The 4467-nt window shown below is 63.7% G+C and carries 5 protein-coding genes; 3 read left to right on the top strand and 2 right to left on the bottom strand.

Features of this window, described 5'->3' with window-relative positions; translation table 11 throughout:
- Positions 1-77: 77 nt before the first annotated feature.
- Positions 78-1073 (bottom strand): hypothetical protein, encoded by a 996-nt coding sequence (locus A2J01_RS19430; RefSeq protein WP_064113353.1) that lies wholly within the window; start codon positions 1071-1073, stop codon positions 78-80.
- Positions 1074-1162: 89 nt separating this feature from the next.
- On the opposite strand from A2J01_RS19430, the gene A2J01_RS19425 reads away from it, so the two are divergent.
- The 3 genes from A2J01_RS19425 to A2J01_RS19415 are packed head-to-tail and all read left to right on the top strand — an operon-like array spanning position 1163 to position 3823.
- Positions 1163-1738 carry a TetR/AcrR family transcriptional regulator gene (locus A2J01_RS19425; RefSeq protein WP_064113354.1) on the top strand — a complete coding sequence of 192 codons (576 nt, stop codon included), beginning with the start codon at positions 1163-1165 and terminating at the stop codon, positions 1736-1738.
- Between the two features lie 40 nt (positions 1739-1778).
- Positions 1779-2483: a response regulator transcription factor gene (locus A2J01_RS19420; protein WP_003939853.1), complete on the top strand. Its 705-nt coding sequence runs from the start codon at positions 1779-1781 to the stop codon at positions 2481-2483.
- Complete coding sequence (locus A2J01_RS19415; protein WP_003939972.1) at positions 2480-3823, top strand: sensor histidine kinase; 1344 nt, start codon at positions 2480-2482, stop codon at positions 3821-3823. Before A2J01_RS19420 ends, A2J01_RS19415 begins: the two co-directional genes overlap by 4 nt.
- A gap of 5 nt (positions 3824-3828) precedes the next feature.
- Here the strand turns inward: A2J01_RS19415 and A2J01_RS19410 are convergent.
- On the bottom strand, positions 3829-4467 hold a 639-nt coding region (locus A2J01_RS19410), incomplete at its 5' end, for a carbonic anhydrase (RefSeq protein ID WP_331715330.1).

Raw genomic sequence — 4467 nt, 5'->3', positions numbered from 1 at the left:
GTCGCCGAACTGGCCGTGGAACGCGTTGACGGGGTCTGGCCGATTCCCGACCTGACCCCGTACGCAAGCTGCGCCGGCTAGACCAGCGCGGCCTCCGGTTCGATAACCGACGCCGACGCCTTCTTCCGGCCGGCAGCCACGCACAGCGCGATCCCGACGGCAATCCAGCACACCAGCACCAGAAGTGGCGTGGTGGCGCCATGGCCGTCGAAGAACGCCATCGAACGGACGGATGCTCCTGCGGCGCCAGGTGGGAGCAGCTGCCCCAATGCGCCCCAGCCTGCGGGCAACCACGCGGCAGTTGTCGCCATCCCCGAGAGTGGGTTTCCGATGAACATCATCGTGACGGCGCCCAACGCGAACCCCTTCATCCCGAGCAGGGATTCGAGCCCCAAAATGGGAAGCGAGATGGCCGACATGCCCATGGTGAGTGCGAGCGCGGTGAGCAGGTAGTTTCCGTCAAGACTGTTGGTGCCGAACTGCAGAATGGCAGTCAGTGCAAAACCCGCGACTACCGCGACGCCGGCAGCGCCCAACACTCGCTTGACGATGCTGCGCGGAAACAGTTGCACGAGAACAACAGCGGGCATGATTCCGCCGAACACCAAGGGCAAGGCCAATGCCGTGAGCCCAGCACCGGTCGGGTCGTCCGCAGTCAGCGGCACAACGTCTTCGACGGGCACCTTTGCCCCCGAGGCCTCCGGGAGGCCGTTGGCCAGACCGGTCAGGGTCTGGGCGATCGGGGTTCCGCCTGCAGTCGCGATCAACACGTGAGGACCGTTGGCATCAACGGCGATTCCGCCGACCACGTCGCGATTCCGAATCGCGTCACGCAGGGCGTCGGCGTCGGCGAATTCTCGAGTATCGAAGGCGCCTTGCTTACTCGCCTCGAGCGAGGTGCTGATCTGTTCGATTGCCGCAGCTGGACCGGTGATGCCCAACTTCAGTTCGTGCGGGCCACTGTTGACCGAGGGCAGTACGAAGGCAAGCAGCATCAGCCCGATCACGGCGGACAAGCCCAACACCACAGCCACCAACTTCTTGCGGTCCTGTGCTTCAACTTCGGCGTTCATAACTACCCTCCCTAAGTGGAAGTTTTTCCTCCACTATTTGTGGAAGATATTCCTCCGGTTATGATGAACTGTCAATACCGGAGGTGGATGTGCGAGCCGATGCACGTGAACGCAGAAACGCAATAGTCGACGCCGCACGAGCGGTGTTCACTGAGCGCGGGCACGACGCGCCCCTCGACGCAGTCGCAGAACTCGCGAAAGTGGGCATCGCCACGCTGTATCGGAACTTTCCGACGCGCGAGGACCTCGTGACCGCCGTCGCCGTCGCAACACTGACCGATGTCCGCGAGGCTGCCGACATCGCACTCACGGCAATGTCCACCGATCCCCCAAACGCGTGGCACACGCTGGTGGACCGCCTCGTGGAACTGCGCCTGGGTGCGCTCATTCCTGCACTGGTGGAACGCAGTTTGACCGAGCTGGCGCCCGAAGTTCTGGCGGTGCGTGAGGTGACGAAAACGAAGATGACCGCGACGATCGGCGCCGCTCAGAGCGCCGGACTGGTTCGCGCCGATCTGCAACCGCTCGAATTCGTCATGGCTCTGGCCAAACTGACGCGCCCGCAAATCGAGTTGTCCGACGAAGCCATGCCGAACCTGGTCCCGCGGTTGGTCGCGGTGTTCATGGCCGGTCTGCGTCCGGACGGTACCGACTTGCCGGTCTGATCGGCGAAACCCGACGTACCAGGCAAGGCACAATGGGGCTGTGACCGAGATACCGAAAATCCTCGTAGTCGACGACGACGCAGACGTCCTGACCTCACTCGAACGCGGATTGCGGCTCTCGGGATTCACCGTACTGACGGCGGTGGACGGCGCCGACGCGCTCCGAGTGATCTCCGACAAGCGACCGGACGCGGTAGTCCTCGACATCAACATGCCGGTGCTCGACGGCACCGGTGTGGTGACGGCGCTTCGTGCCGCCGGCAACGAAATCCCGATCTGCGTGCTCAGTGCGCGCAACTCGGTCGACGATCGCATCGCCGGACTCGAATCCGGTGCAGACGACTACATGGTCAAACCGTTTGTTCTTGCCGAACTGGTTGCCCGGATCCGCGCAATGCTCCGTCGCAGCAACACTCCGGCCGGCGATCACTCCGAGGGTACGAATACCCTGCGGGTCGGAAACCTCGACATCGATCTCTCCGGTCGCCGGGTTCGTGTCGACGGCAAGGAAGTACCGCTCACCAAACGCGAATTCGAGCTACTCGAAGTGCTCGCACACAATTCCGGCATCGTGCTCACTCGCGAACGTCTCCTCGAACTGGTGTGGGGCTACGACTTCGTCGCCGACACGAACGTCGTGGACGTCTTCATCGGCTATCTGCGTCGAAAGTTCGAATCCGGCGGTTCACCTCGTCTGCTGCATACCGTTCGCGGCGTCGGGTTCGTGCTTCGGGAGAACCCGTGAAGCGTCGCCGCTTCTCACTACGAACTCGCGTTGCCGCGGCCGCGGCACTGGGGGCGACGTTCATCGTCATCGCACTCGGTGTGGTCGTTGCACTGGCTATCGCACGAAACAATTTGGCGCAGTTGGACCGTCGATTGGAGACGGCATCGACGGTCATCGTGGCCAATGCGGCTACAGCGGGACCTTTTCTCGGCGCGTTCGGAGACGGCGGCGCCTTTTCCGTGACCATCCGCTCCGACACCGACGGAACCGTCAAATCCAGTACCCCGACGCGACTGCCCGAACTACCGGTCGGCTCGGCGACCGTCGACGTGGACGGTACGAAGTACCGGGCATATACCGCCGAGGCCGACGGGATCAATGCCCTTGTCTCGCTGGCGGTTCCCTATGCCGAAGCGCGAGACATCACAGTCGACCAACAGCGACAGGTTGCGTTCTTCGGCGTCGGGGCCGTAGCGGCCGCAGCTGCGTTGGGATGGTTGTTCGGTGGCCCGGCGGTGCGCCCCCTCGTGGAGTTGACCCGCCGGATCGCCAGGCGCGATCCCGATCTCGCCACCGAGGTTTCCGGAATCCGTGAAGCGGACGAGCTTGCCGCAGCAGCAGAATCGATGCTCAGCGACGTCGCTCGAGCGCAAGCCGCAACCAACTCCGCCCTTGCCGCCGCCCGAGATTTTGCGTCCGCCTCGGCTCACGAACTCCGAACTCCGTTGACAGCAATGCGAACCGACATCGAAGTGTTGTCCATTCACGACCTCGATCACGAACAAAGACGCGAGATCCTCACAGATCTGGCCCGCGCGCAGGGCCGCGTCGAGTCAACTCTGAGAGACCTCGAGCGCCTGGCGAAGGGTGAACTCTCGACGGCCGAGGATTTCAAGGACACCGATTTGACCGAGGTCTGCGACATCGCCGCCGACGACGCACGCCGACATCATCCTGGGCTCGACGTCGGCGTCGTCACGGTGGATTCCCCACTCCCCTATTGCATCCGGGCCCTTCCCGGCGGAATCCGGTTGATCCTCGACAACGCGATCACCAATGCAGTCCGCCACGGCGGCGCGAGCGCGGTGCGCATCACCCTCGCTCGCCCGGCAGATTCACCGGACACCGTCACGATCACGATCGACGACAACGGTTGCGGAATACCGGCCGAGGAACGCTCGAGCGTGTTCGAGCGCTTCACTCGCGGATCGACGGCAGGCAAGACAGGCTCCGGTTTGGGCCTGGCGCTGGTGGCGCAGCAGGCGGCCCTGCACGGCGGACGGACGACATTTCACGACAGTCCACTCGGCGGGGCTCGCCTGCTGGTCGAACTCAGGGATCAGCCCGGACCCGAATAGCCCCTTCAGGTCTCGATCAACTGGCCGATCCCTGACGCTGTCACTTCGATGACCCGAGCCGAGCCGATGTCGAAGAACAGTCCGGCGATACGCAGGCGACCATCCACACGGGCCTGACCGACGAGAGGATGGCGTTCGAGAGTCTGCAATTGGACTGCGACATTGACCATTCCGAGCTGATCGACCTCCGAGAAACCTGCCTCGGCCGCAGCACGCGCGACCGGATGGCCACTCGTATAGGCCTGCAAGCTCGTCTCCGCATGCCGCAGCCATTCCCCGACGACTCCCGATTCCGACGAACCGTTCGTCAGGAGTGCTTGCATCGCGCCGCAGCCCGAATGTCCGCACACGCCCACCGAGCTGACACCCAACTCGTCGATCCCGAAGGCCAGTGCCGCTTCCACCGACGTATCGCGGCCGCCGGCAGGAACCAGGTTTCCGACATTGCGCACGGTGAACAGGTCGCCGGGGCCACTGCTCGTGATGATGTTCGGCACCACTCGCGAATCTGCGCAGGTAAGGAAAAGAGAGTCGGGGTTCTGCCCGTCGCGCAACTGATCCATGTGCGGCCGTATCGCTTCGGCGCGATGGCGATGATAGTTGGACACCCCGTCGAGAATGGGCCGCAAGGCCGGCGGGCTGCT

This window comes from Rhodococcus sp. EPR-134, assembly GCF_001647205.1.
Classification (GTDB): domain Bacteria; phylum Actinomycetota; class Actinomycetes; order Mycobacteriales; family Mycobacteriaceae; genus Rhodococcus_F; species Rhodococcus_F qingshengii.
Note: the sequence above shows the minus strand (reverse complement) of the source record. Positions and strands in the feature narration are given on the sequence as shown.